This window comes from Candidatus Glassbacteria bacterium, assembly GCA_019456185.1.
GTDB lineage: Bacteria > Gemmatimonadota > Glassbacteria > GWA2-58-10 > GWA2-58-10 > JAJRTS01.
Window position 1 is genome coordinate 1 of record VRUH01000002.1, and the last position, 26,727, is coordinate 26,727.

General features: G+C 57.2%; 24 protein-coding genes and 3 tRNA genes. 11 read left to right on the top strand and 16 right to left on the bottom strand.

Annotated features, from left to right (window positions below):
* Window positions 1–625: pyridoxal-phosphate dependent enzyme (locus FVQ81_00995; GenBank protein ID MBW7995151.1), on the bottom strand; the 625-nt coding region annotated here is incomplete at its 3' end.
* A gap of 213 nt (window positions 626–838) precedes the next feature.
* On the opposite strand from FVQ81_00995, the gene FVQ81_01000 reads away from it, so the two are divergent.
* Together FVQ81_01000 and FVQ81_01005 are read left to right on the top strand one after the other, a co-directional pair.
* The gene (locus tag FVQ81_01000) at window positions 839–2,248 is read left to right on the top strand and encodes an APC family permease (GenBank protein ID MBW7995152.1); all 1,410 of its coding nucleotides are present in this window, start codon (window positions 839–841) and stop codon (window positions 2,246–2,248) included.
* Window positions 2,249–2,344: 96 nt separating this feature from the next.
* Entirely contained in the window at window positions 2,345–2,908 is a 564-nt protein-coding gene (locus FVQ81_01005) for a manganese efflux pump (GenBank protein ID MBW7995153.1), read from the top strand.
* A gap of 7 nt (window positions 2,909–2,915) precedes the next feature.
* Here FVQ81_01005 and FVQ81_01010 read toward each other — a convergent pair whose 3' ends face one another.
* The 5 genes from FVQ81_01010 to FVQ81_01030 all read right to left on the bottom strand — a co-directional run bounded on the left by FVQ81_01010 (window position 2,916) and on the right by FVQ81_01030 (window position 9,659).
* A complete protein-coding gene (locus FVQ81_01010) occupies window positions 2,916–5,546 on the bottom strand; it encodes a S8 family serine peptidase (GenBank protein ID MBW7995154.1) in 2,631 nt (876 codons plus the stop codon).
* A gap of 150 nt (window positions 5,547–5,696) precedes the next feature.
* Complete coding sequence (locus FVQ81_01015; protein MBW7995155.1) at window positions 5,697–7,166, bottom strand: DUF814 domain-containing protein; 1,470 nt, start codon at window positions 7,164–7,166, stop codon at window positions 5,697–5,699.
* A gap of 198 nt (window positions 7,167–7,364) precedes the next feature.
* Complete coding sequence (locus FVQ81_01020; protein ID MBW7995156.1) at window positions 7,365–8,243, bottom strand: phytanoyl-CoA dioxygenase family protein; 879 nt, start codon at window positions 8,241–8,243, stop codon at window positions 7,365–7,367.
* Between the two features lie 113 nt (window positions 8,244–8,356).
* Window positions 8,357–9,352, bottom strand: coding sequence for a cyclic nucleotide-binding domain-containing protein (locus tag FVQ81_01025; GenBank protein MBW7995157.1), 996 nt, complete (start codon window positions 9,350–9,352; stop codon window positions 8,357–8,359).
* Window positions 9,353–9,571: 219 nt separating this feature from the next.
* A tRNA-Leu gene (locus FVQ81_01030) sits at window positions 9,572–9,659 on the bottom strand.
* Window positions 9,660–10,033: 374 nt separating this feature from the next.
* Between FVQ81_01030 and FVQ81_01035 the strand changes: the two genes are divergently transcribed.
* Window positions 10,034–10,549 (top strand): hypothetical protein, encoded by a 516-nt coding sequence (locus tag FVQ81_01035; GenBank protein MBW7995158.1) that lies wholly within the window; start codon window positions 10,034–10,036, stop codon window positions 10,547–10,549.
* 11 nt (window positions 10,550–10,560) lie between these two features.
* Complete coding sequence (locus tag FVQ81_01040) at window positions 10,561–11,439, top strand: hypothetical protein (protein ID MBW7995159.1); 879 nt, start codon at window positions 10,561–10,563, stop codon at window positions 11,437–11,439.
* Between the two features lie 363 nt (window positions 11,440–11,802).
* On the opposite strand, the gene FVQ81_01045 is transcribed toward FVQ81_01040, so the two are convergent.
* From FVQ81_01045 to FVQ81_01060, 4 genes are all read right to left on the bottom strand, one after another.
* Window positions 11,803–11,890: transfer RNA gene (locus FVQ81_01045), tRNA-Leu, on the bottom strand.
* Between the two features lie 53 nt (window positions 11,891–11,943).
* On the bottom strand, window positions 11,944–13,077 hold the full coding sequence (rlmD, locus tag FVQ81_01050) for a 23S rRNA (uracil(1939)-C(5))-methyltransferase RlmD (protein MBW7995160.1): 1,134 nt from the start codon (window positions 13,075–13,077) through the stop codon (window positions 11,944–11,946).
* A gap of 44 nt (window positions 13,078–13,121) precedes the next feature.
* Window positions 13,122–14,381, bottom strand: coding sequence for an NAD(P)/FAD-dependent oxidoreductase (locus FVQ81_01055; GenBank protein MBW7995161.1), 1,260 nt, complete (start codon window positions 14,379–14,381; stop codon window positions 13,122–13,124).
* Window positions 14,371–15,756 carry a hypothetical protein gene (locus tag FVQ81_01060; GenBank protein MBW7995162.1) on the bottom strand — a complete coding sequence of 462 codons (1,386 nt, stop codon included), beginning with the start codon at window positions 15,754–15,756 and terminating at the stop codon, window positions 14,371–14,373. The genes FVQ81_01055 and FVQ81_01060 overlap by 11 nt, the downstream gene beginning before the upstream one ends.
* 204 nt (window positions 15,757–15,960) lie before the next feature.
* Here FVQ81_01060 and FVQ81_01065 point away from each other — a divergent pair, with 204 nt between their 5' ends.
* From FVQ81_01065 to FVQ81_01090, 6 genes are all read left to right on the top strand, one after another.
* Window positions 15,961–16,857, top strand: coding sequence for a TIGR01777 family protein (locus FVQ81_01065; protein MBW7995163.1), 897 nt, complete (start codon window positions 15,961–15,963; stop codon window positions 16,855–16,857).
* A 95-nt stretch (window positions 16,858–16,952) separates the two neighbouring features.
* Window positions 16,953–17,627: a thiaminase II gene (gene tenA / locus FVQ81_01070; protein MBW7995164.1), complete on the top strand. Its 675-nt coding sequence runs from the start codon at window positions 16,953–16,955 to the stop codon at window positions 17,625–17,627.
* Window positions 17,624–18,244 (top strand): pyridoxamine 5'-phosphate oxidase, encoded by a 621-nt coding sequence (gene pdxH / locus FVQ81_01075; protein MBW7995165.1) that lies wholly within the window; start codon window positions 17,624–17,626, stop codon window positions 18,242–18,244. Before tenA ends, pdxH begins: the two co-directional genes overlap by 4 nt.
* A gap of 245 nt (window positions 18,245–18,489) precedes the next feature.
* Complete coding sequence (locus FVQ81_01080) at window positions 18,490–19,698, top strand: Re/Si-specific NAD(P)(+) transhydrogenase subunit alpha (protein ID MBW7995166.1); 1,209 nt, start codon at window positions 18,490–18,492, stop codon at window positions 19,696–19,698.
* Between the two features lie 2 nt (window positions 19,699–19,700).
* The gene (locus FVQ81_01085; protein ID MBW7995167.1) at window positions 19,701–19,979 is read left to right on the top strand and encodes an NAD(P) transhydrogenase subunit alpha; all 279 of its coding nucleotides are present in this window, start codon (window positions 19,701–19,703) and stop codon (window positions 19,977–19,979) included.
* An 8-nt stretch (window positions 19,980–19,987) separates the two neighbouring features.
* Window positions 19,988–21,382, top strand: a complete 1,395-nt coding sequence (locus FVQ81_01090) for an NAD(P)(+) transhydrogenase (Re/Si-specific) subunit beta (protein MBW7995168.1) — start codon at window positions 19,988–19,990, stop codon at window positions 21,380–21,382.
* 427 nt (window positions 21,383–21,809) lie between these two features.
* On the opposite strand, the gene FVQ81_01095 is transcribed toward FVQ81_01090, so the two are convergent.
* The 6 genes from FVQ81_01095 to FVQ81_01120 form a co-directional block, all read right to left on the bottom strand.
* On the bottom strand, window positions 21,810–22,253 hold the full coding sequence (locus FVQ81_01095) for a nuclear transport factor 2 family protein (GenBank protein MBW7995169.1): 444 nt from the start codon (window positions 22,251–22,253) through the stop codon (window positions 21,810–21,812).
* 247 nt (window positions 22,254–22,500) lie between these two features.
* Window positions 22,501–22,746 carry a hypothetical protein gene (locus tag FVQ81_01100; protein ID MBW7995170.1) on the bottom strand — a complete coding sequence of 82 codons (246 nt, stop codon included), beginning with the start codon at window positions 22,744–22,746 and terminating at the stop codon, window positions 22,501–22,503.
* 31 nt (window positions 22,747–22,777) lie between these two features.
* Window positions 22,778–23,641: a hypothetical protein gene (locus tag FVQ81_01105; protein ID MBW7995171.1), complete on the bottom strand. Its 864-nt coding sequence runs from the start codon at window positions 23,639–23,641 to the stop codon at window positions 22,778–22,780.
* 348 nt (window positions 23,642–23,989) lie between these two features.
* Window positions 23,990–24,355 carry a hypothetical protein gene (locus FVQ81_01110; protein ID MBW7995172.1) on the bottom strand — a complete coding sequence of 122 codons (366 nt, stop codon included), beginning with the start codon at window positions 24,353–24,355 and terminating at the stop codon, window positions 23,990–23,992.
* Window positions 24,356–24,357: 2 nt separating this feature from the next.
* Window positions 24,358–24,921 (bottom strand): DUF4065 domain-containing protein, encoded by a 564-nt coding sequence (locus FVQ81_01115; protein ID MBW7995173.1) that lies wholly within the window; start codon window positions 24,919–24,921, stop codon window positions 24,358–24,360.
* A 341-nt stretch (window positions 24,922–25,262) separates the two neighbouring features.
* Window positions 25,263–25,338, bottom strand: a tRNA-Thr gene (locus FVQ81_01120).
* Window positions 25,339–25,707: 369 nt separating this feature from the next.
* On the opposite strand from FVQ81_01120, the gene FVQ81_01125 reads away from it, so the two are divergent.
* Entirely contained in the window at window positions 25,708–26,712 is a 1,005-nt protein-coding gene (locus tag FVQ81_01125; protein MBW7995174.1) for a Gfo/Idh/MocA family oxidoreductase, read from the top strand.
* The last annotated feature ends 15 nt before the right edge of the window (window positions 26,713–26,727 follow it).

The window sequence follows — 26,727 nt, forward strand, 5'->3', positions numbered from 1 at the left end:
AGGGTTCCACGCCCCAAACCGCGGCGTCCGGACAGAGGTGCTTGACGCTCACCGACGTGCCCGAGAGCAGCCCGCCTCCGCCCACCGGGGCCAGCACCAGGTCCAGCTCCCCCACCTCCTCGATCAGCTCCCTGGCGGCGGTTCCAGCCCCGGCCATCACCCGCTCATCGTTATAGGGGTGCACCAGCGAGAGTCCCTCGCGCTCGATCAGTCCCTCGGCGGTACTTTCGCGCGAGTCGAGCGTATTTTCACAGAGCACGACTTCGGCGCCGTAGCCGCGGACCGCATCCACCTTAACTCTGCGGCTGCCGCCGGGCATTACGATCACCGCCCGCACTCCCGCCTCACGGGCCGCAAGCGCCAGGGCCTGGGCGTGATTACCGCTGCTGTGAGTAACCACGCCCGCGGATTTCTCCACAGCAGAAAGCATGCTCAAGGCGTTGAATGCGCCGCGGAATTTGAATGCGCCGGCACGCTGCAAATTTTCGCATTTGAGATAGACCCGTGCACCGCTGATATTGTCGAGGGTGCGGGAGGTAAAAACGGGAGTGCGGTTGGCTGCGTCCCTTATCCGCCCTGCGGCGGCGGCAACATCCTCATAGCGGATCAAGCTCTCGCCCCTCATCGGCGCTGGTGAATAGGCGCGCAGGACAATCCCTGTCCGGCGTGCGCGGGCTGTGGTACCGATTCACAATTGTACAATACCTCCGGCGGATTGTAAACATCCTTTGCCAACGCCCGGAAAGCTTTTACTTGATTCGCCCCGGCCGCCGGGTTAATATTCCGCGAGTTACCCGGACCGGCTGTATCGGCAGTCAAGCCACATAAGGAGGCAGCATTGGCAGAAAACATCGCAGGGCAACCGCAGGATGACACGTTAAGTTCTTACGGTTACAAGCAGGAATTCAAGCGCGTGCTGAAACTCAGGCACCTGGTGACCTATGGTCTGGCCTATGTCACGCCCACCGCGCCGTTTCCTATGCTGGGTATCGTGGCGATCGTTACCGCCGGCCACCTGGCCAGCACCTACGTGGTCGCGTTTATCGCCCTGTTTTTCACCGCTACCAGCTACGCCAAGATGGCCTACCGCCATCCGCTTTCCGGCTCGGCATACTCCTACAGTTACCGGGCGATCCACCCTCATATCGGGTTCGTGGTCGGCTGGGCGCTGTTTATGACCTACATGCTGGTGCCGCTGCTGAGCGTTATCGCTGTGCGCGATCTGTGCGTACAGATCACCCAGTCGGTGTCCTGGCTGCCCGAGATTCCATCCTGGGTCTGGATTTTCAGTTTTGTGGTGTTCATGACCGGCATCAACTTCTTCGGCATTAAGGTTACCGCCAGCGCCAACACGATCATGACCGCGGCGATGATTCTGGCGGCGATTCTTTTTGTCGTTTTCGCGGTGATAGCTCTGCTCAACGGTGAAGGCGAGGCCACGCTGCTCTCCACCAAGCCGTTTTTCAACCCCGACACTTTCAGCTTTACGCTGATCATGTCCGGGGCCTCGATAGCGGTGTTCAGCTTCGTGGGCTTCGACGGGGTCTCTACACTGGCCGAGGAAGTGGAAAACCCGCGGGTCAACATCGGCCGGGCCACTATCCTGGTGGCGGTTCTCTGCGCGTTTATTTTCGTGATAGTGGCCTACCTGTCCCAGATGGTGTGGCCCAACTTCAGCGAACTGCCGCGTGACGTGAGCGCCGTGCTGCTGATCAGCCAGCGGATCGGTGGCACGTTCTTCTACTACTTCGTGTTCGCGATCATGATCGTGGCCGGGCTCAGTTGCGCCCTGGCCAGCCAGACCGCGGCCGCGCGGCTGATGTACGGCATGGGCCGCGACGGTGTGCTGCCACGCAAGTTTTTCAGCTACTTGAGCCCCAGGAAAAAAATCCCCGCCTACAACCTGCTGCTGATCGCCGTGGTCAGCTTTGTGCTGGCGTTCCTGCTCAATTTCGAGCGTGCGGCCGAAGTGCTCAACTACGGCGCGTTCCTGGGATTCTTCGCGGTTAACCTGAGCGTGCTGTTCGAGTATCTGATCCGTAAGCGCCCGGAGAATTTCGGTGTGTTTGAAGTGTGGCGGTATTTCCTGATGCCCGCGCTGGGAATGCTCGTGATCGGCTTGATTTTCCTCAGCCTGAACACCGACGTGCTTAAATACGTATCCTACTGGATGCTGGTCGGGTGTACTTATTACGTGATTATCACTAGGGGATTACGCAAGGCTGTTAAGATGGACCTGGAAGAGTAAGGGCAGGCCAAAGCCACCCGGCCCGTCTTGGTCCGGGTGGCTTTTTTTATGGCGAGTGAATCCGAGAGATAAGTTTCGAGACCCGGAGAATCATCCTTGAGTCCTTCATCGATCATCCTGCTGGCCGTGGCCCTGGCGATGGATGCGCTGGCAGTGTCCGTGGGCCTCAGCCTGAGATTCCAATGGAATTCTCTCAGGCAGTTCTTCCGCCTTTCGTTCCATTTCGGTCTGTTCCAGTTCATGATGCCGATCCTGGGATGGGCCGCCGGCACGACAGTCGAGAGCTATATCCGCGACTTCGACCACTGGGTAGCGTTCGGGCTGCTGGCGGTAATCGGTGCCAGGATGCTGAAGGGCGGCAGCGGGGACGAGCAGCCGTTCGGAGGGGGCGACCCCACACGCGGACGCTGGCTGGTGCTTCTTTCGGTTGCGACCAGTATCGACGCCCTGGCGGTGGGACTGAGCCTGTCCGTGATGGCCGTGCCGATCCTGCTGCCGAGTGTCGTGATCGGGATTGTCGCAGCCGGCTTCACCCTGTTCGGGATGTATTTCGGCAACCGGCTCCGGGTAACAAATTCGCGCTATCTGGAAATAGCCGGCGGGCTGATCCTGATCGGGATCGGCGCGAAAATCCTGCTGGAGCACACACTGCTGGCCTGAGCGCCAGTCAGTCATTTTTCATTTTCCTCAGCAATTCCAGCAGATCGAAAATGTCGGTCCCGCCGTTGGCGTCCAGGTCGGAGCAGAGCGATTGCTCGCGCTTGCCGGTAATGACCTTGAGCAGTTCCAGCAGGTCGAACACGTTCACAACCCCGTTGCTGTCGAGGTCCCCGGCCAGCAGGCAGATATCCTTCACCCGAAGGCTGACGGACCCGGCCTGAGACACGGCGAGACTGGACAGGATACTACCGCCGGCCAGGTCGCCGCTCATTTCCAGCACATCGCAGCGGATCAGCACGTTGTCGGCCTCGGCCAGGCTGACCGCGCCGAATTCAGCCGTCACCAGCACAACCGAATCCGGGGGGACGCCCGAGACCCGGCCCTTGAAGGTAAGCACGCCTTCGGAGAGGGAATCCGTGTCCGGGCTGAGAACGACCGAGCCGCCCGCGATCAGCGTGTCGAGCGGCTCGCGGACCCGCAGCGACTGCGGAGGCCACGAAACCCTGATCCGGAAGTGTTCGACCGCCTGGAGCGATCCGCTGAAATCGGCGGTTACCGTGTAGCGCAGGGTGTCGGTCCGCACCGTGTCCGGCGGGTCGGCCCTCGCGGTCAACCGGACCGTGTCGGTCTCGATCCCGAGCGCCTCGGCCACCGCACCCGCCGCGTTAACCCTGCCGTACCCCCAGAAATTATCCGGCGCATCCACAGTCTGGCTGTCCGTGGCCGCAGTGGAAGTCAGGATATACCTTATCCGGGCGTTGGTCAGGGTCGGGTCCACCTCCAGCAACAGAGCCACCACTCCGGCCACGTGGGGTGCCGAAAAGCTCGTCCCCTGGCTGGCGGCGTGGACACTGTCGGTGGCAATCAACAGCTGCGGATATACCGAATAGGGACTGGCGAAAATGGACAGGGGCTCGTCCAGCGGCCATGAATCGCGGCTTAAAGAGCCGAGCACCCAGCGTCCCGGAGCAGTGATCTCCGGTTTCATCCGGCCGTCGCGGGTAGGCCCGAGGCTGGAAAAATAGGTCAGCGTGCCGGGTGCGTACGTGCCCAGGTTTGCACCCAGCGACCCCGCGCCTCCGCTGAGCGACCACCAGCCGGTACGCGCGTTATAGGCTCCCACTGTAATCAGGTCCGGACTGGTCCCCGGTACGTTGACCGTACCCGTTTCAACAACGTGGGAGCTAAACCGCGAGCCGAGGCCGTAATTCGAGGTGACATAGGCGTCCCACGACCCGGTATCGGAGTGCAGGACGAACCGCCATGTGCCGGTTGAAAGATGGATGTTGCCGTCGGCGGTGTCCTGGTTCGTGGCACCCAGATCGGTGATCGTACAGGAGATCAGCCTGCCGCCGGCCAGCGGGTGCGCTCCGCCGCGGGCGTTCTCGACAAACAGTACTCCGTGGTCGGTGACTTCGACCAGTGTATCACCGTCGGCCAGCGAGCCCAGCAGGGTGCTGTCTGGTGCGTAGATGTCGAATTTCACGCCGGGATACAGCCAGATCTCCATCGCCACGTAGTCGTCACCCGCTTGTCCGCCGGTAAGGTTCAACTCAAGCACCATGCTGTCAGTACCGGCCGTGGCGAAATTGCCGCTGGAGTGAAGGGCCTTGTTGCGCGAGTTGCCTGAACTGACAACTATCGCTTTCCCGCGTTGCGGATTTCTAACGAACCTGGCAAGGAAAATCTCCAGCGGATCGGTCCCGTCATGAGAACCCAGAACGCTGCCGAGGCTCAGGTTGGCGACCCAGGGCAAGCCGCGGAAAAATGCGAGGGAATCGAGAAACGCGATGCCGTTGAGGATGTTGAAATCACTGAACGAGGAGTCACGCGGCGTGCTGGTGGCCTTGATCCCCACCAGCATCGCGCCGGGGGCCACTCCGCCCAGGGAGTTGATCGTATCGGGCGAGGCGCTTGCCGCGGCGGTGCCGGCCACATGGGTCCCGTGGCCGACAAAATCTTTCTCGCGGATCGTTCCCTGCCCGGCCAGCGCCGCATCGATCATCTGGCGGTAAACCACGATACCGCCGTACGGACCGGCTTCGCCCAGGTCGCCGTCAGCCAGGCTGTCCGGCGGCTCGCTGAGGTCCAGAACAGCCTCGATCCGCGAATTGCCCCCGCTGTCTAAAAAGTCGGGGTGGTCCCAGTCGATTCCCGTGTCCACCACGCCCAGCAGGACATTCCGGCCGGTGATCCCCAGGCGGGTACGGGTCCGCGGGGCGCGCACCGAAAGTACGCCCGGATCGTCGTTGGGGTAGTAAATCCGTTCGGAGCGGATATAGCGCACGTTCGAGGCCGAGGCCAGTTGCGGGAGGTAGTCCAGGTCGAGCAGACCGGCTGCGACATTTCCTCCGGACCCCATCATCCTGAAGCCGGGCAGCGGCTGCGGCGGGCCGTCGAACACCACCAGCACCCTGGCGATATTGCCCTTGGTTTTCACCGAACTCAGCAGGGCGCCGCCCGGTTGACGGGACACGTTCCAGGCGGTTCTCAATCCCTGACCCACTTTCGCGCCCCAGTCCGTCTCGCCGTCCTGAGCCGCCAGCCAGCCGCTGGAAAAGATAACGGCCGCCGTAAGCAGCGCAGCAGCCGGACAGCCGGAAATCGCCCTCATCTGGTCTCCCACACTCCTCAGCATAAAATCCGCCGGTAATAACTCATCTCACCCGGGCCTGTATCACAGGGGAATATCCCACAGCCTAAAGATTGTTCCAATCAAATACGCCGGAGCGGATGAAGCTCAGTCCTCTCAGCCGGCTTTACAGCGGCATGCACCGTTGGCTTGAAGCTAGTCTTTTTCGTGAAGACGCGCGAGCCGCTTCCGGTCGATTCTGACCCGAATGGTCTTGCGGTCAGCCATGGTCACCAGGCCCGGGGCGGCGTTCGGCGGCCGGCTGAGATGCTTGCGCCGGGTGTAGCTCACATCGACAGCCGGCTCGCCCTTGAGCGAGCTGTAATGGGCCGCCAGCTGGGCGGCGTCGAGCAGCGCCTCGTGGCTCCAGTTCCCCTCGCGGCCGCAGACCAGCACGACATGCGAACCGGCAGAGTCGGCTGCATGGAGCCACAGATCGCGGCCGTTGGCGATTTTAAAAGTCAATTCATTATTATCCCTGTCTCCTCTTCCAACCATGATCACGCTGCCGTCGGCCGCCGTAAATTTGCGATAGGGCTGCCTGCGCTCCTGCGTTTTCCTGCCCCTGCTCCGACCGGAACTTTCCACGCTGTCCAGTCCGGCATCGCGGGCAACCTGCTCCAGCTCTTCCCGGCTCTCCGCCTTTTCCAGCGAAGCCTCCAGCTCGACAACCCGGTTCAGATCACGTTCCGCCCGATCCATGTGCTCCAGCGCATAAGCGGCAGCGCATTTGAGTTTCCTGCTCTTCCTGAAATAACGCTCCATGTTGTGCTGGGGGGGGAGTTTTTCAACGAGCGGGATATCGCGCAGTTGATCCTGTTTAGCGGCGTAGAAATCCGGCAGACGCACGTGCGACTGTCCCCTGGACACGTTTTTGAAATTAGCCGCCAGGATTTCGCCGCACTCGCGGTACCAATCGGCCTTATCCGCCTGATCCAGCGCCATGCGGAAATCATCGAGCAGTTTCTGCAGCCGCTTGCGCCGCCTGGAAAGCACTCGCCTGACTCCGGCCCTGTCCCGCTCGAGACTGTCTCCGGAAGCTATCTGCTCGTAATACAGCTCGGCGGCCCGGTTGTAGGATTCAAGACCTTCTTTTTCGCACAACTGCGCAATCGGATCGAGCTTACCGGTCGGCGCGGAAGAGGTTTCCGGCGGCGGCTCGGGAAACCCATATCCGGCGCCGGGGAGCAGGTTGCGCGATGAGGCCGCTTTATGGTCCAGCACCGCCGCAACTTTGCCCTGCTCATCGAGCAGGTACAGGTTCCCGCCGATCCCGAACAGCTCGATCACCACGACGCTCTCCCCGGCCGCCGAGTGGAAATCCAGCCGCAGCACCCTGTCGCCGGGGGCCTGGGCCGCCTTAACGCAGACCGCGCCGCTAAGCCGGGAGCGCAGTTTCATCGCCAGGTCGCTGGCAGCCTCCCCCCTGGCCCCGCTGCGTGCGGCCGCCAGGTACAATGCGACCTGCCCCGGACGGGTACGGACAGTCAGGTACTCGGTCCGCTCGCCGGTATAGAGTTCCACCTGAACGCAAAAATCCCCCGGCTGGAATACTTTCTGCGCCCGCGCACCCTCCAGCCGCGGGATGATCTCCCCGATCAGTCTGGCAAACTGATAATACTTCAATTCTAGCGCCTCCGGGAAAATGCCTGCCGGCAACCTGCCGCTGATTCCAACAATTGAACAGGATAGTACCCGGCGGCACCGGCTGTCAATGAGAGCAAGCCGGCAGTCACTATCGCATGTCAAGCGGTTAAGAAGCAAAACGGCGGAGGAAAAATCCCCCGCCGTCGCTATTGTCTTGTTTCGGTATCCGCTAGCCGGTCAATGCGCCGCGTGTCCTACCGGATCGGCGCCCACCCAGCGCTCATCGGCGGGTTCATCGGCCGGCTGGTAGCGGGCATCGACCGTGATCCGCAGCCTGTTCTCCGGCGAGTTGTTATCCAGCGAGCAGTGCAGGGTCCACATCCCGAATACCAGCATATCTCCCGCCCTGAAATCCGTGGTCAGCCAGCGGCCTCCAAGTTCGTTCCGGACCGTAGCAGCATCTTCGCTGTACCACCCGCCCACGGCACCGCCATACGGGTTATTGTCCCGGTCCCGGTCGACATCGAGCTGCCCGTAGGTCTGCTTGAGCTCTTCCTGGCGATGGCTGTTTTCGAGGATCAGCAGCGCGCCGTTGTCCCTGGGTACGTCGCCCACCGGGATCCAGGTTGTATGCAGCCTCCTGCTGCCGCGGCTCATGTAAACCCAGTCGTAGTGGATTCCCGTGAATCCGCCCACCGGCACCGTGCGCACCCAGATATAATCGAGCGGCCTGATCTCGCGGCCGAAAAACTGCTGGTAGAACTTGTTCAGCCGTCCCTGGCGGACCAGCTTGCGGACCTCATCGCCGGTGCGAAGCGATTTGAGAAACTCGTCCTGGTCGCCTTCGCCCCGTCGCGATAAACCGGAGCAGACAGCGTCCATCAGCGGATACTCCCGATCTATCTCGCCCACTCTATCCAGCTTTTGCAGTATTTCACGGCGGGCGGCCATCACCTGGTCGCGGTCAAGTCCGCCGCGAATCAGCAGGTAACCGTCCTCCTCGATCCGCGCCCTGAGGGCCGAGGGGTCACCGGCAATGTCGATTGACTCCCGCAGTTCACCGAACTTATCCGAACCGGTGTCGAGCGCTGTCTTGTTCGACGTCAAGGTGACCATCCCGCCTCCCGAATTAAGTTTCCCGGAATTAACCGACAATTCAGACGCAGGGTAATGATAATACGCCTGATTCTCATATTCAAGGCGTTGAGAAAAAAAGCTGCGATCCCGTTCTAGAGCGATTCGTAAATCCTGTCGAATTCCTCGGCCTGCAGCATCACCATCTGCGCGCTCGAGAGATCGCGGGCGCGGAAGACTATTGCCTTGTTCTGGACCTCCACGCTGAATTTCTCCAGCCGGACATGTCCTGCTGCCGAAAGGTTTTGCAGGGTAATGATAACGTCCTTGACACCCATGCTCTGCTTGCTGGTTGTGTCCTTGACGTACTTGTCGAAATCGTAGTGGCAGTAGCCGTGTTTGTCCTCCGGAAGGTTGCCGGCGACATTGCGAAGGTAGAAAAGCACCTGCTGCGCATTATCGGAAAGGGTGGTGAATTTCCTGGACGGTGGCGGGAAACCCGGAATGTAGCTCAGTTTCTCCGCGAGGTAATCGACAAACGCGGCCAGCATTTCCGGGTCGCCGACAACGAGTTTCGTTTCATCGCTGGAGTTGTCAACAGTCGCGAGGGGAGTTCCGCCCAGAGCCAGATAGACTTCCTCGAGCCGCTCCCTGTCCACCGCCAGCACCCGGCAGGCCTCGTAAACGACTTCCTCCAGCTCCACCGATATGACCCCGGCTTTGCGCTCACCGATCGATCCCAGCATGAAACTGAGCATTGAATAGGCGCTGTAGATCAATCGATTCCGCTGGTAGAGGGCGCTGACAAGTTTGTTGGTGTGGCGCAGTCGCTCGCTGAGCGAGGAAAACAGCGGCCGGACCTCGCGGGGAATTGCGTTGAGGATAGCCTGGAAACGGGCTTTGTCCACGATGCTGAGCTGAGTGCTTTCCAGCGCGGTTACGGTGGCCGATCGCGGTCGGCCGTCGATCAGCGACATTTCGCCGAAGATACTGCCCGGGCCCAGAGAATCCAGCACAACCCGCTGGCCGTCGATCACCTTGCTGACCTCCACCCTGCCCTTGAGGATAATATAGGCGCTGCCTCCCGGCGTGTTTTCCCGGATGATTATATCTTCCGGTTTGAACGAAATATTTGTAGCCGCGGCTGCCATAGCTCAATCCGTTTACATTTATTTCATTTTACAGGAACCGTGTGAATTTAAGTTCCAACGTATTCAATGTCCACAGTTGCATCCGGCCCATCCGGTCCACAAGAATTTTCACTTCCAGCAGTGCGGATATCCGCGTAAGAGTGGGCATTTCCGAGCATTTGGTTACCAACCAAAAATGCCGTACCACCTTTTAAGTACAGGGTGATACGGCATTTAAGCTGGTGCCGGGGGCGGGGCTCGAACCCGCACGCCACTTAGTGGCAAGGGATTTTAAGTCCCTTGTGTCTGCCAGTTCCACCACCCCGGCTTATTTATGCAATTTATAATATTATTCAGCATTTTTAATTCAAACCAAACACCGCCAATATTCCCGAGCATTATATATTTATCGACACCGTTTTTGAAGCAGATCAATCTAATATCAATTTTGATATGATGAATACCGATTTATATTGTAAATGCGGGATGAAACTTCTCAAAAAACATAGTAAAAAATTCTTTTCTTGACATTAATAGGGTTACATGAATACAATCAGAATAGGAGAAAATGCATGATTTTTTGGAGTAAACGCTTTTAATCGGGTATAGAGTGCATCCAGATTTTGCACTTATTTTATAAGAACTTGGATTCAGGAGTCAAGTGTGTAGCCCTATTATAATTTACTCTACAGGGAGATTAGGATGAACAAATTACAGTTTGGAGTAATTTCAGTCCTGCTTTTAGCCTTAATAGGCGCAGTTATCTGGTTTGCCATTACAAATCAACCGATAGTAATTGTTGAGGGGGAAACAAAGCCACCAATAGTTTGTCCTCGCGGGCTTCCTTATTCCGTTTGTCCGAACTCGGAAGCAATGCACGGTCAAATTATGGTGCACAACATGACAAAAAAAAGTTTTGAAGTTCAAGTACAGCACCACAAAGGTATGGATTATATGGAAAATATGCACATCCAGCCTGGTGACGGTTGGTCGTTTACAGGTATACTCCAAGGAAAACGTATTTTAATTGCCAAAGCAACTGTGGGCAGTCAAATTTTTGAATCTAACTGCATGGTCATTGGTGGAACGATGCATATGATGAATATTAATCCGTCTGGTATCCGAATGGTCGATTCTATGGATAATTCAGGACATACAATGAATGATCTTATAAAGATTCCCAAGTGGAAAAAAAGCATGTTTGATAATGGTAGCTAAGTTTTAAGGATATGCCCAAAAATGATTTCAAAATTCCTTATGGATTTGAACTCTATGGCGTTAGGAAGGTAATTGAAATGAGAAACATGAGATCAATAATCAAGGTTGTACTTCTCTTTTTGATGCTTCCCCTCTGCACACCAGCCATTCATGGGCAAATGAGTCACATGAAAATGTATCAAGCCGGAGCAATTGACGGCTGTACTGATTTCCATTGTTTAAAATGCAATGACAGAAATTCATGCTCCAGAGGTGAACATTGTAATATGCCAAACTGTGGACATATACATGGTGCGGTTTTATGCCATGGTGGTATCTTATTTTATTTGAGAAATCCAAATGGTTATAAAGATGAATCTGGCAAACCTAGCTGTTTGGCCCGAGCGATAAACGTTGCCGATCAATTGAACGAATATTTAAAAATGATGGAAAGCCATGATAATTGTCACTTTAGTGTTGTCGATGAACATCAGACGGTTACGATCTGGTTTGCAATGATGATGGGTAGTGGACATCGTCACAAAGTGGTTTCGGTTACGTCAGGCGATCTTCAGGGCTACAAATATCGATCCAACTTACCCGATTTAAGTGAGGAAGCTTTACCTGCCAATAGAATTACAAAGAAATTAGTAGCACAGTGGTGGGCTAGTAATCTAACAGATCATTTCCGAATGATGGTCCTAAATAAAGCACCTCACTTGACGACAGATACTAACTGTGGCAAAGTTCTTTTAAAAATATGGGAAAAAGCACGAGTAATAGTACCTTCAGGAAAGATTAAGATGAATGTTTGGACTCAAGTTGTGGAGCATCTATCCTCCGATGACAGGGCATTACTATATCTCGCTTCCCAGATAGTACCTAAGAATTTTGACCCGAATCTGCTTTAGACTAAATTGGTCGTTGAGTGCCCTTTATTCTCTATATTGTTACCTTCATTCCAGAAACTGTACTACGTGTGTGTGATATAAAACATTTGAGATTACAGTCGAGCCAAATCCACTCCCTATTCAATTGAACCTTTAAATAGTTGCCAGGGCAGAGGAGACTTGAACTCGCGCTAAAATGATTTTTCAACAGAATTCCATCCGAATTGTTCCCGACTACAGACATCTTTTTTTCTCAATCTCATCCCCGCTGTATTCCCGCCGATGTGGGGATGAGCGGTATATTTCTGATAATTTCCGATAACATGCTCTTTAAGCAAGACAGCGCACTACCCTGCTCAAATACAGGAATAGTGCGCCTTTACTTGGTGCCGGGGGCGGGGCTCGAACCCGCACGCCACTTAGTGGCAAGGGATTTTAAGTCCCTTGTGTCTGCCAGTTCCACCACCCCGGCTTATTTTACCGTGCTTGTTTAGAGAATCAAAATATCTCCGATTTAACCACCGGTCAATCAGCTTCATCCCCGCCCGTTTCACCCTCGCGCACCAGTTCCACCACCGCCTCGCTGTGAGGCGTGTGGGGGAAAAAGTCGAACAGGGCCGCCGAGGCGATCCGGTAGTCGCTGAATTTTTTCAGGTCCCTGCCCAACTGCTTGACATTGCAGCTCACGTAAACAATCAGCTCCGGCGCCAGCCGGGTCAGCGCGGTGATAGTCCTGGGGTTCATCCCGCTGCGCGGCGGATCGGTGATAAAGGTCAGCCTGCCGGGCAGCTCGGCGTTTTTCAACCGCTTGGCGTCGAGTTCCAGAGCATGCACGTTGCCGGCTCCATTGGCCTCGATATTCCTGCGGGCCGAGACCACCGCCTGGGGGAAACTCTCGACCACACTCACCCGCTCGAACAGATCGGCGTTGATTATTCCAAACGTGCCCACTCCGCCGTAGAGGTCCACCAGGTGGGTGCCGGCCGTGTCGCAGCGCCGGAAGATTTCGCGCACGTAGGCCTGCATCGCCTCGATCATCTCATCGTTGTTCTGGAAAAAACCCTGGGCGTTGAACGTGAATTCCCTGCCCTGGATTACCGATTGAAGCTCATCGCTTCCCTTGACCACGTAGTAATCCGCGGAGATACTCATGTCCGTCTTGTGCGGCACGTAGGTAATCAGCACGTTACGGGCCGAGGTCCGTTCGGCGAACTCGGAGATTTTCTCACGGGCCTGCAGCAGCTTCGTGGAGTCGGCGTTGAGCACGATCGAGACAGAGGAGTCCCCGCCGGGAGTCCGGACAACCGCGTACCTGTAAGTTCCGCTGTTTTTCCTGAGATTGAAGTAATCGACTCCGGTAAAGAAACTCCGGACCTCCTCCACCAGGGTATTTATTTTCCCGGTTGCGATCTCGCAGCGGGGAATATCGACAATCTGGTGCCAGGAGCCCTTGCGCCGGAGGCCGATTCCGCCGGAGTGGAACACCAGGTCCATTCGGTTTCGGTAGTTGTATTCGCTGCCGGTAAATAGCCTGATATCTTCATGCCCGATTGCGTTGACCAGTTGGCGGCGCTTGTTTTCCACCTGGTCAGCATAATCCACGTGCTGAAAGCTGCAGCCGCCGCATTGGCCGAAAAATTGACAGCGAGGTTCCGCCATGTTTAAAGCGTTCTCCAATTGTTTCAGATCGTATTATTCGGTGGTCAAGTTTTTTTGCGCGAGCGGCTGTTGAGGAACCAGCGTACAGTTTCCAGTCCCAGCGCGGCCACCGTGGCTGGCGAACCGGTGATCCGCCCGATAATGTTGCGGTAGGTGTCCTGGGCGGAGACACTGTCGAACAGGGCCTGGCTCAGAGCCGGGCTCGTGCGGGCGACTTCGATAACCGGATCCAGCAGGGAAAAGCGGGTCATCACCCCGGTCATCAGCCTGGCCGCCCGGCCGTACCATAGATCGCCGATCTGCTCAGCGAAATCGAGTTCCACCTGGCTCAGGGCCTGACGGCTCACACCACGCTCCAGAATGCTCCTGGCCGCATACCACCCGCTGAGCAGGGCCGTGTTGATCCCCTTGCCCTTGAACGGCCGTACCAGGCCGGCGCTGTCGCCGACCGTGATATAATTGTCGCCGTAGAATTTCCGGGCCGGGCAGATCGGGAAGCTGCCTTTGAAGATATCTTCGATGTTGTACGGGAAATCCACCAGCGAGCTGCATACATCAGACGCCAGGAAAGCGCGGAGCGTGTCGCTGGTCACATGACGGCCCGCGACCAGTGCGGTAATATGGTTGCCCTTGGGCGTCAGCGCCGCGAATTCGATAGCCGGATCGGAGAGCAGGAAGGCGTGGATATCATTGCCGAAATTATCGACATGCCGCTGACCCGGGTGGATCTTGGTGATCACCGTTTCCAGGAAATCGGGTGCGCGGTAGCCGGTGCGACGCTGCAGGATATCGGCCAGTTGACGGTCCAGCCCGAACGCTCCGACCAGAATATCGCCCTTGAAACTGCCTCCCTCGGTGTAGACCCGCACTCCCCCGTCGCTGAATTCAATATCGCTCACCCTGTTGCCGTAGACCTCGACTCCGGCCTCGCGGACCTGCGTGAACAGGAAACGGTCCAGGAGCACCCGCCGGGTGGCCACCGAATGCCCGGGCTTTGGCGATGAGTTGTCTGTCAGACGGATGCTGCTGTTTTCCGAGTGCAGCCAGTAACCCTCGATCTGGCGTTGGATAAGCTCGCCGGGCAGACTGATCCCGAGACAGTCTCTCATGATCGTCTCGATCGGCGGACTGAGCACACCCATGCACTGGTTGTAATGTATACCGAAATGCTTGTGCTCGAACAGGACCACGTCCAGTTCCCGCCCCAGCTGTGCGCCCAATCTCGCCAGCGACAGGGCGCACGAACAACCGCCAGGGCCGCCGCCGGCGATCAGCACCTTTAATCTGTCGGCTTTACCGGTCATTTTCGTCCGCGTCCCTGTCCCGTTCCATCGTGCCCGTGAACAAACGCATTTTAAGTGAGACAACCACGATCCTAGCCAGCAGGATCGGGTCCAGGCAATTGAGGAAAATCCTGCTGTAAGTGGCGTCGCCGGTGAACATGTTCCACAGTATCCAGCGCAGCTTGCGGCGGCTGTGGCCGGTGATCCCGAAATCACCCCGGGCGATAGCCAGATACCCAGCCGCTACCGATCTGATCCGGTATATTCTGTCGTGCAGGTCGAACAGCACGCGGCCCAGAAAATTGTCGGTGCCGAAAATCCGTTTCACCCGCCGCGAGTAATGCCGCTCCAGCGCCGCGCCATTGGAGGGGCCGTGCTCAACCAGCACGCCGGCGGCAATCTCCGCGGAGCGAAGGGCGCTTTCGATCCCGTTTTTATAGTAGCGCGACACGGCCGCATCACCGATAATCAGGCAATGGGCCGCCGCCAGGGTGCCGCCGTCGCCGATCGGCATCAGCGGGGCGCAACTGCAGCGCATCGAGCACTTGCCGCCCGCCCGCGACGACAGCCTGCCGGCCACCTGGCTGTGGGCCAGGAAACGCTCCATGTGCCGGGAGCCCAGGTGCTCCCCGATCAACGAAACAGTGGCGTGGCTGCGCTTGGGCGTGACCACGGCAAACCTGATCTGCGGCAGGCCCAGGGCGAATATCCTGATCTCCTGTCCCGGTTTCCCGTCAACATCCGAACCGTAACGGAACTCGGCCTGCAGGGCGCTGTCCGTGGCCGGCCGTCTGTAACCGAAACCCAGTTCCTCGAACTGCTCGCCCAGGTCGGAATTGACGCCATAGGCGCCGATAATCATATCGGCCTGGTGGATTCCGCCGTGATAGTCGATAATCGTGACCGGGTTGTCGCTGCCGGGGACAATCGTCACCCTGTCGATCCGCAGCGCTTTTTTGACTACTCCGCACTGGACAGCCTTGTCCAGCAGGAACTGGTCGAAACTGATCGCTCCCTCGCTCTCCTCGACCGGTCCGTGGCCGCGGAATACTGTGAAGACATGCTGGCCATCGGGTACGGGGAGCCTGACCTCGCCGCCCAGGGTAACCAGGCTGTAGCTCTTGATCCTGGCCCGGATCACCTGCTCGGGAATCCACAGTCCCAGCTTCTTCATTTCCCCCAGCAGCCCGTCGCTGATCACGCCCTGGCAGTAATTGCAGTGGGAAGCGCCCCGACGCTCGAAAGTTTTGGGTTCAAATATGGTTACCTCTACCGCCCTGCCGCGCCTGGCAGCCTCCTTGAGCAGACAGTAGGCGAAAAACGTCCCGGCCGGTCCACCCCCGGCCACCGCCACCCTTATCGGCCGGCCCTCCCTGTGAGAACCGCTGGCGTTCAAGGAGTAACTCCCTTTCCGGCTCCTGAACCGCAGCCGGATACGGCAGGAAACATCGTGAGGAACAAACAAAGAAATACTAGGGAGATTATACCACCGGTAGTGAAATCAAGCCAGCAATATCATCTCTTGCCCACATGTCACCGGCCTGTTATGATGGTTGGAAAAGCCGTCTACCCCGGGAGAAACATCATGTCGCTGGAAGGCATGAAAATAGCAGTAACTGGTGCCTCCGGCCTGTTGGGCAGGGCTTTCCGCGACCTTGCCGCTCAAAGCGGATGCATAGTGCTGCCTCTGGTACGCGATCGAAGGCAGGCCGGTAGCGATGCAGCCTTCTGGGACTACAGGCAGGGCGAGTTGGAAGTGGAGAAACTGGAAACCGCGGATGCGGTCGTCCATCTGGCCGGCGACAGTATCGCCACCCTGCGCTGGAACCGAAAGAAAATGCGGCAGATCGAGGAAAGCCGGGTGGAGGGCACTGCCTTTCTGACCCGCAAGCTCTGCAAACTAGACTCGCCGCCCCGCGTGTTTGTTTGCGCCGGCGCCACCGGGTTCTACGGCGACCGCGGCGAGGAAATTCTCGACGAAAACTCGCCGGCCGGGGACAATTTCCTGGCGACAGTCTGCCGGGGCTGGGAAGGCGCCTGCGCGCCGCTGCGGGAGATCGGCGTCAGGGTTGTAAACCTGCGAATCGGGATGGTGCTCTCCGGCCAGGGCGGCGCGCTGAAAACCATGCTCCCCGCTTTCCGGCTGGGTGTCGGCGGACGGCTTGGAACTGGCTGCCAGTGGCTTGGCTGGATCGAGTTAAGTGATGTAGCGCGGGCAATCGAGTTCTGCCTGACAACCGACGAAATCAGCGGTCCGGTCAACGCTGTTGCGCCCAACCCTGTCGAGAACCGCGAATTTACCCGCACGCTGGCCTCAGTGCTCCGCCGTCCGGCGGGTTTCCCCCTCCCCGCTCCGCTCCTGCGGCTGCTGCTGGGCCGGATGGCTGAAGAACTCCTGCTGGCGAGCTGCCGCGCCGTGCCCACGCGCCTGCTGGACCACGGGTTCGAGTTCCGGTATCCGGAGTTGGAACCAGCTCTGCGGGCAAGTATCGCCTGACCCCGCATTGACCTTTTCCTCCGCCTGAAATATATTCCAACCCGTCTGTTGACATTGATTCCGACTCACCGTGGAGGGGAGAGGAGGGTGACGGCATGAGTTTCTCTGAACAACTGGCCGTCTCGTGCGGAGAAAAATGGGAGCGGATGCACACGCATCCGTTCGTAAAAGAAATCGGCCTGGGCACGCTGCCCAAGGATAAATACCGCTTCTACCTCGAACAGGACTATATCTACCTGATCGAGTTCTGCCGCCTGCTGGGCCTGCTGGCGTCCAAGGCGCCGGACCTTGAGACGATGGGCAAGTTCAAGGACCTGCTGGCACTCACCCTGGAGTACGAGATGGATCTCCACGTGCGCACCTGCGCGGAGTTCGGGGTAGACAGGCAGCAGCTTGAAAAAGTAAAACCGGCCCCGTTCTGCCTGGCCTATACCAGCTACCTGCTCAATACCGCAGGAGCTGGTGAGTTTGCCGACGGCGTTGTGGCGCTTCTCCCCTGCGCCTGGGGCTATTACGAGGTCGGCAGGCGGCTGGCCGAGCGTGGCCTGCCCGAGGAGCAGTGCTACCGTGAGTGGATCGAAACATACTCGTCCGCCGAGATGGCCGAGCTGGTCGCTTACCTGCGCGGGCTGACCGATTCTTTCGGGGCGGAGGCTACAGAGGCCGGGAAAAAGCGCTGGTCTGAGATTTTCGAGCGCAGTGTCGAGTTCGAGATCATGTTCTGGGAAATGGGCTATCACAAGCTGACCGAGGCGGCGGGGCTGTCGTGAGCGGTGGCGAACGGAATTACCTCGATATCGGCGGGCTGTCCGCCGACCCGGTGGAGCAGTTCGGGCGCTGGTTCGATCACGCCCCGCAGGCCGGTCAGCAGTTTCCCGAAACCTGCTGCCTGTCCACCGCCACGCCCGACGGGAAACCATCGGCGCGGATGGTGCTGCTGAAAGGGTTCGACAAGCGCGGGTTCGTGGTCTTCACCAATTACAACAGCCGCAAGGCAGCCGAGCTGGAAGCCAATCCGCACTGCGCGCTCACTTTCCACTGGCCCGCCATGGGCCGTCAGGTGCGGATCGAGGGCGAGGCAGCCAGGACCAGCCGCCGTGAGAGCAAAGGGTATTTCGACAACCGGCCGCTGGAGAGCAGGCTCGGAGCGTGGGCCAGCAATCAGAGTTCCCCGCTGGCCGAGCGTGAAGAGCTGATGGAGAAATTCGAGGAGTACCGGGAAAAGTTCCGGGACAGCACCGATGTTCCCCTTCCCGGGTTCTGGGGAGGCTACCGGATAAAGCCGTCGGCAATCGAGTTCTGGCAGCAGGGCCCGCACCGTCTGCATGACCGCTTCCGTTACACCCGCGACGGTGCGGAGTGGCAACTGGAAAGGCTTGCCCCCTGATTTGAAAAATTGACATCTTCGGGACACTGCACGGGAAGTCACTGTTTTTTAAAAGCTTAGAATATTACGACTGCTAATAAAATACTTGCGACCATCCCGGCGCATGTCTATATTTGCTAACTCTGAACGGAAATGTGCGGATGTCACATGCTGTATCGTTTGCAGAAAGTATGTTCGACCCCCGCGGCTTTTCCGTTTTTTTATTGGTTGTCATGTGTCCACTGTTGAAGGAGCAGGTTAGCTAAATGATTGTTGGGATTCCCAAGGAGACTTATCCGGGACAGCGCCAGGTTGCGGTGATCCCGGACGGGGTGACAATGCTCAAGAAAGCCGGACTGGACGTAGTAGTCGAGTCCGGAGCCGGCGAGCGGGCGGGTTACCTCGACAAGGCCTACCAGGAGAAAGGGGCGGAACTGCTCCAGTCCCGCGCCGAGGTGTTCGGCAAGGCCGACATCATTGTCCAGGTCCAGGCGTTCGGCGCCAATCCCGAAAAAGGGATGGATGACCTGGAACTGGTCCGCGAGGGCCAGAGCGTGATCGCTTTCTTCGATCCGCTGTCCTCCGCCGAATCTGTCAAACAGCTCGCCGGGCGCAGGGTCAACGCATTCTCGATGGAGCTGATGCCCCGGATCACCAGGGCGCAGAGCATGGATGCGCTCAGCTCGATGGCTTCGGTGGCGGGCTACAAAGCGGTAATCCTGGCCGCCGACACCTTGCCGCGGATGTTCCCGATGATGATGACCGCCGCGGGTACGGTCAGCGCCGCCCGGGTGTTCGTTATCGGCGCGGGAGTGGCCGGGCTGCAGGCTATCGCCACCGCCAAACGCCTCGGCGCGATCGTGAGCGCATACGACGTGCGACCGGCGGTCAAGGAGCAGGTGGAAAGCCTGGGCGGCAAGTTCGTGGAAATGGAGCTTGAAACCGAGACAGCCGAGGACAAGGGCGGCTACGCCAAGGCGATGGACGAGGATTTCTATCGCAGACAGCGTGAGATGATGACCCGCGTGGTTGCCGAGAACCAGGTGGTGATCACCACCGCGGCGGTCCCCGGCAAGAAAGCCCCCGTGCTGATCACCGCCGAGATGGTCAAGGGCATGCAGCCCGGGTCGGTGATTGTCGATCTGGCCGCCGAGCGCGGCGGCAACTGCGAACTGACCAGCAGCAACGAAACGGTTGTCGAGCACGGCGTGACCATTATCGGTACGGTCAACCTGCCGGCCTCAGTCCCCTTCCACGCGAGCCAGATGTACTCCCGCAACATTATTACTTTTCTCAATCACCTGGTCAGCGACGGCCAGTTGCAGATAGACCGCTCGGACGAGATCACAACCGAGACCCTGCTCACCACCGATGGCGAGGTTGTCAACGGCCGGGTACGCGAACTGCTGGGAATGCAGCCGCTTGCCAAAGCTGCCCAGCAGGAGACGTCGGCAGAACAGGAGAAGGAAGAGTAGCCATGGAAACATTCGTTATATCGCTAACCATCTTCGCGCTGAGCATTTTCGTGGGTTTCGAGGTGATCGCCAAGGTCCCGCCCACGCTGCACACGCCGTTGATGTCCGGCTCCAACGCGATCAGCGGAATCACTCTTATCGGTGCGCTGATTTCGGCCGGAGCTCAGCACAGCACCCTCACCACCGTGTTGGGTCTGTGCGCCGTCATATTCGCCACCATCAACGTTGTGGGCGGCTTTCTGGTCACCCACCGCATGTTGAAGATGTTCCAAAAGAAATAGGGCAGGTCATGAGAGAATCCTTCATAAACATAGCGTATCTGGTCGCATCGATCCTGTTTATCCTCGGCCTCAAGGGCCTGGCCCACCCCCGTACCGCTGTCAGGGGCAACCTGACCGGCGCGGTGGGAATGCTGATTGCGATCCTGGTCACCCTGATCGACCAGAATATTATCAGTTACGAGATGATTATCGCCGGTGTCGTGGTCGGCTCGGCGATCGGCGCGGTTATGGCGGTGAAAGTGCCGATGACCGGCATGCCGCAGATGGTCGCGATATTCAACGGTTTCGGCGGCGGCGCCAGCCTGTTTGTCGCCGGAGCGGCGCTGATGGAAGCGAATATCACCGGCGCTCCAACCGGCACCCAGATGACTGTGGCCACCGCGGCCAGCGGTATTATCGGCGCGGTCACTTTCTGGGGCAGCCTGATCGCTTTCGGCAAGCTGCAGGAATTCGTGGTCAGCAGCAAGCCGGTCCTGTTCCCAGCTCAGCACGTGATTAACGTGATTGTCCTGCTGGCGGCGCTCGCACTGGGAGCCTGGATCGTTATCGATCCCTCTGCGATATCCGCCTACTGGTACCTGGTGGCAGTCGCCAGCGTACTGGGCATACTGCTGGTGATCCCGATCGGCGGGGCCGATATGCCTGTGGTCGTGGCCCTGCTCAACAGCTATTCCGGTCTGGCCGCCACGGCCACCGGTTTCGTGCTGAACAACAACGGCCTGATTATCGCCGGTTCGCTGGTGGGAGCCAGCGGCCTGATCCTGACCAAGATCATGTGCAAGGCGATGAACCGCTCGCTGGCCAACGTGATGTTCGCCGGTGTGGGCGCGGAAGTCACCACCGGCCCGGCGGCTGACGATGTCTACGCGGGCAAGATCAAGTCCACCAGCGCCGAGGAGTTGGCGATGGTGCTGGAGAGCGCCCAGCGGGTAATGATCGTGCCGGGTTACGGAATGGCTGTGGCCCAGGCCCAGCATCCTGTCCACGACCTGTACAACCTGCTCGAGGAGCGGGGTGTCAAGGTCGAGTTCGCGGTCCATCCGGTGGCCGGACGCATGCCGGGACACATGAACGTCCTGCTGGCCGAGGCGAATATCCCCTACGAGAGACTGCTCGATCTGGAGCAGGCCAACTCGGAGCTGGGCGACGTGGACGTGAGTATCGTGCTGGGGGCCAACGACGTGGTCAACCCGGTGGCCAGAACCGACCCGGGCAGCCCGATCGCCGGCATGCCGATTATCGACGTGGACAAGTCGAAAACGGTGGTGGTGATCAAGCGCTCGCTGAGCCCCGGTTTCGCCGGAATCCCCAACCCGCTGTTCGCCGCCGACAACACGCTGATGTATTTCGGCGACGGCAAGAAGATGATTGTCGAGCTGAACGCGGCGATCAAGGAAGGCTGAGCCAAAGCAGCAGACACAGAAAGACCAAAACCCGCGGACCGGACGGTTCGCGGGCTTTTTTTCCAACGTATCCTATCGGGGCATCCTTTCGGGCGGACACATGGGTCCGCCCGCAACAAGGTGATATGTCCTGCAATAATGTAAGAAAAGAGGATTTCGGTTTGAGTTGATCGAACCATTTCAATGGTTCTCGATGGAGATCTGTGCTGAAACCGGGCAGCTTCTAACAGAACCGTCCGGTATTTACCCAAGCCGCTGTATCAAGTCAGCAGTCAGCGATTGATTGAACTAGCAGACAAAGGCAGTACGCTGGAGGTAACCCCCCGGCGCGCTGCCTTTACCAACGTCCCGCCAGGCGACTTCATTCATGCTGATGCTGCGTCTCTGCCTGACTCTACCTGCAGCACAGCAATCCATGCTTTTAGCCTTACAGCGGAGAAATATGCACGTGTACTGTTTTCCACTGGCCATTTTTCTTGACATGGACACTGCTGTAGCGCAAGGTCGTGTCATCCACTCCGCCCACCGGCTGAGCATGCACTATTATTCCACTCAGATAGCCGGTCAAAACTGCGGTTTTTCCGTAGACCTTCACATCCAGATGCCGCCAGGTAAGATTGACTTTCAAGCCGTTATCGAACCACGCCTGAATAGCTTGCTTGTTGTATTTCTCACTGAGGACACCTTTAATTCCGAACTCGGTGCGGTGTGGATCGACCGTGCTGGCTATCGCTTCCACATCGCCATTGCTCCATGCCACCAGAACGTCCTGCATCTGGGCCTTGATATCCTCCACGTCGCCGGCTGTTGCGTGGGGGGGGAACGCTGCAATAACAGCCACAAATGTGAGCAAAGCTGCCAAGTGTCTCATATGGAGTCTCCTTTCGCCTTATTCAGGCGCTCAGGTTGGGTGGCCGCATTGTTGCCAAAGGGATGGATAGCAATCCCGGCAGGCTTATTGCCAGAGGCACCTCCTCGGAGGGATTAAAATTGCATGCCTCCAGGCTCAGAGAAATAAGGCGTCACAAGTTCTTATATCGACTAATTGTAGACAAATATGTCCACTTTTGTATTGACAAAAGTGGACATATTTGTATATTTTCTGACAATGACAATTTTTATTGTAAGCCGTGAACTATTATTCTAAGTCGCCCGGTGATGGCAAAACAGACGGGAACGGTCTTCTGGCGGCGCTGCCGGAAATCCTCGGCGAACCGGGCCGCACCCTTGAGCAGAATCAGGAAAGTCGGCGTTGTGTCAATGAGCCTGGCGCTTATCTCCCCTGCCAGTTTGCGCACTGTCCTGCTGATCGCGGATCCGCTGTAGAGGAGCCTTCCCGGCAAGGATTCACCGGCGCTCTCCATTCGGCCCGTTACCGCCTGCTCCCGCCGCATTTCAGTCCTCCGGCCCCACGTAGTCGGTGCTGATCACCAGGTCATCCACCCAGTAGGTGCAGTCCTGCTCCGAGTAGTGGATATAGAGGCCGAATTTCCAGAGGTTCAGCTTGAGGATTTCCGAGTCGCGCCAGCGGAAGTTTTTCTCGTGAATTATTTTCCGTCCATCCACCCACAGCGCCTGTTCCCCGTCGCGTTGGCCCGGCTCGTTCAACTTGACCATCATCTCGAAGCAGTACCAGCGGCCGCGCTCGAGGAAGAACGGCGGGTCGGCCCTGAACCGGTTGCCCCAATACTTGCCGTCGCCCGACTGCTTCATCTCCGGCCAGTAGGAGTAGAAACACATCTGCCCCGGCGGCTCGTGGCCCTCGGTGAATGCCGGCTCCACGCTGGTGGTAAACCGGTCCGTGCCGGTGGGACGCTCGCCGGCCCTGCCGAATCCCGAGTTAGGATTGTCCGTGCGGCAGCCGCGCAGGCCGCTCCAGTGCATCTGGCGACCCTGACGGAAATCATCGGCGAACTTGGCATACCAGCGCACGTAAACCTGGTCGTAGCCGGGCAGGAACCAGGTACGGATCCAACTGTCCGCCTCACGGTACTGGTAGCCGTGGATCTGGTAAGCCTCCCGCTCCGGCTCCAGGGCGGTGATCCGGTAGGATGCTTTCCCCGAGCGCACATGCTCGGGACGGGTCTCGAAATTGGCCTCAGTGGTGTCCCCGGACAGCTTTTCCCACTTGCCCTCCAGCGAGAGGTCCTCGAAATCCTCGCGCAGGATTGTTTCAGCCCGCACACTGGCCGGAACCGCAACAGCCAGAGCCAGCAGAATTGCGAACAGACCCGGTCCTCTGACAACTCCGTTGAACATATTTGTCTCCCTTTTACGATTTCCATTTGTGTGATCAGGATTCAAATCAGTTCCAGCCGCTAGCAATCTTATCCGTTTTGTGCGGCCAGTGCAACAAGCCTGTATTTCGGTTCAACCCTGGAGCGCTTGATAATCAACGCAGGTCACGCTGGTTGCGGATTGCGGTTGGGAACAAAAAAGCCGCCCGGAGGCGGCTAAGTGTGGCGAGAATAATATGGTTGGCGGAAAACAAAAAGCCGGGGATAGTGGCCCCGGCTCTCTTCTTTTACTGTTTTTCTTCAATAAAGAAATCCCTGGAAATTGACTATCCCCGCGGCAAACCGCGAGGAATTCTTTTCGATTAAGACTTCATTCCTCAGAGATATACTTAGCCCTCAGGCTCCTACCAAGACGCGGTGAGATTTTCGCCCCAGCAAGAATTTTTTCCAATACTTCATCCGCTATTGCGGCTCGTTGATTTATTGCACCACTGCTTAATGCAGTGGCAAGATGATTCTTTTCCGTCTCGAATGCATCCTTATAACTTATAACTGAATCATGCTTAATAAACGGGTGGTCCCCAGAAACTAACACACACGAACCATCTTTGCCTGGCTTATGGGATGTAACCCCCACTATAAGAACCTTGTCGTCTATTTCTGAGATGACAATATATAGGTGTTTGGTAGTATTGGGCGGGCGGCGGCTTAGAAAGGTATCTTTGACAGATATCATTTCTATGCGCCCAGAATTTCTTTCAGGTAGTTTACAGACTCTAACTCTTCTCTAATTTCCTCTATTTCTTCGCTTGATTTGCCCACATTAGATAATATCTCTTCGGGAGATATCCTTATACTCGTACCCTTCGGGCCTTTCCACTCAGGGAGCTTTTCGTGACAGTAATTTCTTACTTCCCATCTATCCTTACCCTTAAACTCTTCATGTATCGAATCTATTATTGCGATTTCGCTATCACTTAGTTCATCGTAATCGCATTCGCTCTTTATTTTTACACTATATTGAGCATTCTTATAAATGTGTTTATTCCAGTAAGATTTCTCACTTGGTGGAATGTAAGAATCATCTTTGATTATGTTTAACACCGTACTTAAAACAGGGCCATTATCCATTGAAAAATATTTGTCGCCAGTTATTGGGCGTTCTAATTCGGCATAGGCTTTTCTATCCGCCATATACATCAGCTTTATCAGCCTCATGTAGCTCATTTCTCCCCCGCTCAAAGCCAGGAATCTATGTGCTACCTGAGTGGCTTTCTGCGGTTCAAATCTTGTATCTATCATCTTAATCTCCTGAGTTGAGCCAGCAAAAAGATAAGCCCAACCCTTAACTTTATTTAACTCTAATCACTTGTGAAATAAAACGCAATACTTATGCCATCATTATCGCCGTTTGGCGGCTCAACTTTAGAAATCCTTAGTTATGGAATATTAGTGTTATACCCCAAGGTACCATTAGGGTGCCATATCGTGGAAAAACGGCGGCACCCTTTCGGTTTCTCATCCCTACTATATCCCTATTGTTGTGGCAATTTCCGGTATATTTGTGGCAATTTCCGGCAACTTGCCCTAAAATAGAAAACGCCGCACATCCTTGTCAAATCAAGGAAACACGGCGCTTGAGCTGGAGCCACCACGCGGACTCGAACCGCGGACCTGCTCATTACGAATGAGCTGCTCTACCAGCTGAGCTATGGTGGCGTAATTTTTTTACCTGTTTTGAAGGCCTAAAATATTACAACGCCCGCAGCCAGTCAAGATTGAATCCCGGCCGTGAAAAATGACCTAAGTGTTGTGTTCTGCAAATAATGTACAAAAAAAGTGAATTATAAATCCCCCTCGATCCCCCTTTACGAAAGGGGGAGGCCGCTTCCCCCCTTTGCCAAAGGGGGGCCAGGGGGGATTTCAGCTTGAGTTGATCGAACCATTACCAGCCCGTCGAATTATTACAGATACTTCCGGGATACCACACTAGTGGCTTGAAATCATTCGGCTCCAACCCCATATTACTATCCGCCGGCAGGACAGCACTTCAATCGAACGATTGCACTTCGCCCCACCGAGGATGAAATGAACAAACTGAGACTTGGCATTATCGGCACCGGGATCATTGTCAACGAAGCCCACCTTCCCGCACTCCTGCGTCTGACCGATCGTTTCGAGGTAACCGCGCTCTGCAACCGGACACGCCCCAAGGCCGAGGAGCTGGCCGGGAAGCTCGGAGTCGCTGATGGCGGGATCTGGCAGGACTGGGAGAAATTCCTGGCCGAGGCGCCGGTGGATGCGCTCCTGCTGGCCCTGCCGATCGAGATGAACTACCCGGTCAGCCTGGCCGCGGCCAGGGCGGGCAAGCACGTTCTCTGTGAAAAACCGGTCGGCCAGAGCGTGGAGGAGGCCCGCCAGGCGGTAACTCTCGCGGCTGATCACGGAATAACTTTCATGGTCGCCGAGGACTGTCACTTCGTCCCCCAGTTTTCCCGCGCCGCGGAGCTCGTGCGCCAGGGCGCCGTGGGCAAGCCGACCCTGATCAGCTGGAATGTTTTCAATTACATGTCCCTGAGCAACAAGTACGCCAAAACGAAGTGGCGCACAGAGCATGTCTATCCGGGCGGTTACGTCCTCGACGGGGGCGTGCATTTCGTGCACGTGCTGCAGATGATCGCCGGGCCGATAGCATCCGTCAGGGCCGAAAGCCGGGATATCGATCCCCGGCTGGGCAGGGTGGACACCGCATTCTCGCTGCTGAGCCATGAAAGCGGCGTGCTGAGCAGCCTGAATATGGGCTGGCGCACGCGAGTGCCACAGCCGATGCCGCTCCAGGTTTTCGGCAAGGAAGCCAGCCTGACTGTCAGTGAGAAGGAAATCCTGTTGACCGCAAACGAAAGCGGAGAGGTCGAGAAAATGCCGTTCCAGCAGGAGGATGGCTACTATCTGCAACTCATGGAATTCCACCGGGCAGTAAGCGAAAACAGCCCGCCGTCGATATCCACCGAATCCGCGGCCCATGACGTCGAGGTGATCCTGGCGATTCTCGAGTCGGCCGAGAAAAATACGGTGGTGCGCTTGCAATCCTGAAGCGGCCGCTCAATT

What these genes read in the sequence shown, in the direction of transcription:
- FVQ81_01080 (MBW7995166.1), top strand. Translation starts at nt 18,490, where the DNA reads ATGATTGTTGGGATTCCCAAGGAGACTTATCCGGGACAGCGCCAGGTT.
- tenA (MBW7995164.1), top strand. Translation starts at nt 16,953, where the DNA reads ATGAGTTTCTCTGAACAACTGGCCGTCTCGTGCGGAGAAAAATGGGAG.
- FVQ81_01025 (MBW7995157.1), bottom strand. Translation starts at nt 9,352, where the DNA reads ATGGCAGCCGCGGCTACAAATATTTCGTTCAAACCGGAAGATATAATC.
- FVQ81_01055 (MBW7995161.1), bottom strand. Translation starts at nt 14,381, where the DNA reads ATGACCGGTAAAGCCGACAGATTAAAGGTGCTGATCGCCGGCGGCGGC.
- FVQ81_01010 (MBW7995154.1), bottom strand. Translation starts at nt 5,546, where the DNA reads ATGCTGAGGAGTGTGGGAGACCAGATGAGGGCGATTTCCGGCTGTCCG.
- FVQ81_01110 (MBW7995172.1), bottom strand. Translation starts at nt 24,355, where the DNA reads ATGATATCTGTCAAAGATACCTTTCTAAGCCGCCGCCCGCCCAATACT.
- FVQ81_01035 (MBW7995158.1), top strand. Translation starts at nt 10,034, where the DNA reads ATGAACAAATTACAGTTTGGAGTAATTTCAGTCCTGCTTTTAGCCTTA.
- FVQ81_01065 (MBW7995163.1), top strand. Translation starts at nt 15,961, where the DNA reads ATGAAAATAGCAGTAACTGGTGCCTCCGGCCTGTTGGGCAGGGCTTTC.
- FVQ81_01085 (MBW7995167.1), top strand. Translation starts at nt 19,701, where the DNA reads ATGGAAACATTCGTTATATCGCTAACCATCTTCGCGCTGAGCATTTTC.
- rlmD (MBW7995160.1), bottom strand. Translation starts at nt 13,077, where the DNA reads ATGGCGGAACCTCGCTGTCAATTTTTCGGCCAATGCGGCGGCTGCAGC.
- FVQ81_01090 (MBW7995168.1), top strand. Translation starts at nt 19,988, where the DNA reads ATGAGAGAATCCTTCATAAACATAGCGTATCTGGTCGCATCGATCCTG.
- FVQ81_01115 (MBW7995173.1), bottom strand. Translation starts at nt 24,921, where the DNA reads ATGATAGATACAAGATTTGAACCGCAGAAAGCCACTCAGGTAGCACAT.
- FVQ81_01125 (MBW7995174.1), top strand. Translation starts at nt 25,708, where the DNA reads ATGAACAAACTGAGACTTGGCATTATCGGCACCGGGATCATTGTCAAC.
- FVQ81_01095 (MBW7995169.1), bottom strand. Translation starts at nt 22,253, where the DNA reads ATGAGACACTTGGCAGCTTTGCTCACATTTGTGGCTGTTATTGCAGCG.
- FVQ81_01040 (MBW7995159.1), top strand. Translation starts at nt 10,561, where the DNA reads ATGCCCAAAAATGATTTCAAAATTCCTTATGGATTTGAACTCTATGGC.
- FVQ81_01105 (MBW7995171.1), bottom strand. Translation starts at nt 23,641, where the DNA reads ATGTTCAACGGAGTTGTCAGAGGACCGGGTCTGTTCGCAATTCTGCTG.
- FVQ81_01020 (MBW7995156.1), bottom strand. Translation starts at nt 8,243, where the DNA reads ATGGTCACCTTGACGTCGAACAAGACAGCGCTCGACACCGGTTCGGAT.
- FVQ81_01100 (MBW7995170.1), bottom strand. Translation starts at nt 22,746, where the DNA reads ATGGAGAGCGCCGGTGAATCCTTGCCGGGAAGGCTCCTCTACAGCGGA.